The sequence below is a fragment of the Mycobacterium sp. TH-M106 genome (genome assembly GCF_057473765.1).
The window spans coordinates 1-3981 of record NZ_JBYCLE010000135.1; the positions used below are offsets into that span (position 1 = coordinate 1).

General features: G+C 68.1%; 5 protein-coding genes. All 5 read left to right on the top strand.

Annotated elements, in window-relative coordinates; all coding sequences use genetic code 11:
• On the top strand, nt 1-917 hold a 917-nt coding region (locus AC2VOP_RS04880; RefSeq protein ID WP_486959898.1), incomplete at its 5' end, for an aminoacyl--tRNA ligase-related protein.
• 41 nt (nt 918-958) lie between these two features.
• Nucleotides 959-1543 (top strand): ATP adenylyltransferase, encoded by a 585-nt coding sequence (locus AC2VOP_RS04885; RefSeq protein ID WP_486959902.1) that lies wholly within the window; start codon nt 959-961, stop codon nt 1541-1543.
• On the top strand, nt 1540-2166 hold the full coding sequence (pgsA, locus tag AC2VOP_RS04890) for a phosphatidylinositol phosphate synthase (RefSeq protein ID WP_486959899.1): 627 nt from the start codon (nt 1540-1542) through the stop codon (nt 2164-2166). Before AC2VOP_RS04885 ends, pgsA begins: the two co-directional genes overlap by 4 nt.
• Complete coding sequence (locus tag AC2VOP_RS04895) at nt 2163-3098, top strand: phosphatidylinositol mannoside acyltransferase (protein ID WP_486959900.1); 936 nt, start codon at nt 2163-2165, stop codon at nt 3096-3098. The genes pgsA and AC2VOP_RS04895 overlap by 4 nt, the downstream gene beginning before the upstream one ends.
• Nucleotides 3098-3981 (top strand): glycosyltransferase family 4 protein (locus AC2VOP_RS04900; protein WP_486959901.1); only part of this gene is annotated, 884 nt, incomplete at its 3' end. The genes AC2VOP_RS04895 and AC2VOP_RS04900, both read left to right, overlap by 1 nt.

Genomic DNA, 3981 nt, shown 5'->3' on the forward strand with positions numbered 1-3981 from the left:
ACCGGGAACTGCCGCTGCGGCTCTTCGAGTTCGGCAGCGTGTACCGCTACGAGCGCTCCGGTGTGGTGCACGGGCTGACCAGGGTGCGCGGCATGACTCAGGACGACGCGCACATCTACTGCGCCCGTGAGCAACTGCACGACGAGCTGGTGTCGCTGCTGCGGTTCGTTCTCGACCTGCTCGCCGATTACGGGCTCGATGAGTTCCACCTGGAACTGTCCACGCGCGATCCAGACAAGTTCGTCGGGTCCGATGCGGTGTGGGACGAGGCGACCGAGATCCTGCGCGGGGTTGCCACCGCATCCGGGCTGAACCCGGTGCTCGATCCCGGCGGTGCGGCGTTCTACGGGCCGAAGATCTCGGTGCAGGTCACCGATGCGCTCGGGCGCAGCTGGCAGATGTCGACCATCCAGCTGGACTTCACCATGCCGGAGCGGTTCGACCTGGAATACACCGCACCCGACGGCACCCGTCAGCGGCCGGTGCTCATCCACCGGGCGCTGTTCGGGTCGATCGAGCGGTTCTTCGGGGTGCTGACCGAGCACTACGCCGGCGCCTTCCCGGCCTGGCTGGCGCCGGTGCAGGTGGTCGGCATCCCGGTCGCCGATCACCACGTGGAATATCTGGACGATGTTGCTGCACAGCTCAAGTCACACGGCATCCGGGTCGAGGTGGACTCCGGCGATGACCGGATGGCCAAAAAGATCGTCACCCACACCAATCAGAAGGTGCCGTTCCTGCTGCTGGCCGGCGACCGCGACGTTGCCGCCGGTGCCGTGAGCTTCCGGTTCGGCGACCGCAGCCAGATCAACGGAGTGCCCCGCGACGATGCGGTCGCGGCGATTGCCAGCTGGATCTTCGAACGTGAAAATGCCGCCCCGACAGCGGAGACGGTGAAGGTGGGTGGTCCAACGTGACCGACGGTGGCGGCCGTGACGAGCGCTCGCGCGAGGAGCGGATGACCCGCATCAAGCACGGTGACGAGCGCGCGATCGTCGATCACGGCGTCGGTGAGCCCGATCATCTGGCGCGGCTGTGGACGCCGTACCGGATGACCTACCTGGCCGAAGCCCCGTTCAAGCGGCATCCGTCCGGGGTGTCGGGATCGGGGAGATCCGAACAGCCGTTCACCGACATCCCCAGCCTGCCGGATGAGGATGGCCTGGTGGTGGCCCGCGGGGAGCACGTCTACGCCGTGCTCAACCTGTACCCGTACAACCCGGGGCATCTGATGGTGGTGCCGTACCGGCGGTTCTCCGAAATCGAGGATCTAACCGCGGCCGAGGGCGCGGAGCTGATGGCGTTCATCCAGAAAGCGATTCGGGTGATCAAGGCGGTGTCGCACCCGCACGGCTTTAATGTCGGCCTGAACCTGGGAACGTCGGCGGGCGGGTCGCTCGCTGAGCACCTGCACGTGCATGTCGTCCCGCGCTGGAGCGGCGACGCCAACTTCATCACCATCGTCGGAAGGTCCAAAGTCATCCCCCAGCTGCTGCGCGACACCCGTCAGCTGCTGGCCGACGAGTGGGCCGAACAATCATGAGCCGGCTGCATTTCCTGTCGAGGGCGGCGTTCACCACCATCACCACGCCAGCGGCAAAAGTGTTTCTGCGAGCCGGGTTCGCCCCCGACATCGTCACCGTCCTCGGCACTGCGGGATCGGTGCTGGCCGCACTGACGCTGTTCCCGACCGGCCGGCTGTTTGCCGGTGCGCTGGGGGTCGGGTTCTTCGTGTTGTTCGACATGCTCGACGGGGCGATGGCGCGGCTGAGCGGCGGCGGCAGCCGCTTCGGCGCGGTGCTGGACGCCACCTGCGACCGCATCAGCGACGGCGCGGTGTTCTGCGGCCTGGCCTGGTGGGCCGCATTCGGGCTGGACAGCGCGCCGCTGGTGGTGGCCACCCTGGTCTGCCTGGTCACCTCGCAGGTGATCTCCTACATCAAGGCCAGGGCTGAAGCCAGCGGGCTGCGCGGCGGCGGGGGTTTCATCGAACGGCCGGAACGGTTGATCACCGTCCTGCTCGGCGCCGGGTTGTCGGACCTGCCCGGCTTCGCGTTGCCGTGGGCGCTGCACGTGGCGATGTGGCTGCTGGCGGTCGCCAGCCTGATCACTGTAGTGCAGCGGCTGCACACCGTGCGCACCTCGCCGGGCGCGGTCGAACCATGATCGCTTTGCCGGCCGGGGTGGGCGCACTTCGCGGCAGGGTGACCGAGTTTGGCTATGCGGCGGGTTGGATGGCTGTGCAGACGATGCCGGAGTTCTTCGCCCGCAACGTATTCGATGCCGGAGCGCGCTACGCTGCGCTGGGCGGAGGACCAGATCAGCTGCGCAAGAACCTGGCCCGCGTCATCGGCGTTGCACCGGTCGAGGTGCCACCGGCGTTGATCCGCGCTTCGCTGGCGTCTTATGCACGCTACTGGCGGGAGGTGTTCCGGCTGCCCACCATGAACCACGTCGCGCTGGCGCGGCAGTTCGATCACATGGTCGCGGGCAAGGAGCGTCTGGCCGCCGCGCTGGCAGCGGGCCGCGGAGCAGTGCTGGCGCTGCCGCACAGCGGCAACTGGGACATGGCCGGGGTGTGGGTGGTCCAGACGTTCGGCGGGTTGACAACCGTCGCCGAACGGCTGAAACCCGAGTCGCTGTATCGGCGTTTCCGCGACTACCGGGAAAGCCTCGGCTTCGAGATATTGCCGCTCACCGGCGGTCGACGCCCTCCGTACGAGGTGCTGGTCGAACGGCTGAGGCAGAACCGGATAGTGTGCCTGATGGCCGAACGCGACTTGACTCGCAGCGGCGTGCAGGTCGACTTCTTCGGCGAGCCCACCCGGATGCCGGCCGGGCCCGCCAAACTCGCGATCGACACCGGGGCGGCATTGTTGCCGGTGCACGGCTGGTTCTCCGGCGACCGTTGGGGCTTCCAGGTCCACCCGGAACTCGACTGCACCAGCGGCGTGAAAGCCATCACCCAGGAGCTGGCCGATCGGTTCGCCGCCGGCATCGCCGCACACCCAGCGGATTGGCACATGCTGCAACCGCAGTGGCTGGCCGACCTCTCCGATGCGCAGCGGGCCCGGCTGGATCAGCCCGGGGAGCTCTGATGCGGATCGGCATGGTGTGCCCGTACTCGTTCGACGTGCCCGGCGGGGTGCAGTCTCACGTGCTGCAGCTGGCCGCGGTGATGCGGGACCGCGGCCACCAGGTCAGCGTGTTGGCGCCGTCGTCGCCCCACGTCAGCCTGCCCGATTACGTCGTCTCCGGCGGCAAGGCCGTTCCCATCCCGTACAACGGGTCGGTGGCCCGGCTGCGGTTCGGCCCGGCGACCCACCGGAAGGTCAAAGCGTGGCTGGTCGACGGCGACTTCGACGTGCTGCACTTGCACGAGCCGAATGCGCCCAGCCTGTCGATGCTGGCCCTGATGGTGGCCGAGGGCCCGATCGTGGCGACATTTCACACCTCGACCACCAAATCGCTGACGCTGAGCGTGTTCCAGGGCGTGCTGCGCCCTTGGCACGAGAAGATCGTCGGCCGGATCGCGGTCTCCGATCTGGCCCGGCGCTGGCAGATGGAAGCACTGGGGTCCGACGCGGTCGAGATTCCCAACGGTGTCGATGTGGCCGCGTTCGCCTCGGCGGCACAGCTGCCCGGCTATCCGCGACCGGGCCGCACGGCGCTGTTCTTGGGCCGCTACGACGAACCCCGCAAGGGGATGGCGGTGCTGCTGCGTGCGTTGCCGGCCCTGGTGGACCGTTTCCCCGACGTGGAGCTGTTGGTCGTCGGCCGCGGTGACGAGGACGAATTACGAAGCCGAGCAGGCAAACTCGCAAGCCACCTGCGCATACTGGGCCAAGTCGACGACGCCGAGAAGGCCGCGGCGTTGCGCAGCGCCGACGTGTACTGCGCGCCGCACACCGGCGGGGAGAGTTTCGGCATCGTGCTGGTGGAGGCGATGGCCGCCGGCACCGCGGTGGTGGCCAGCGACCT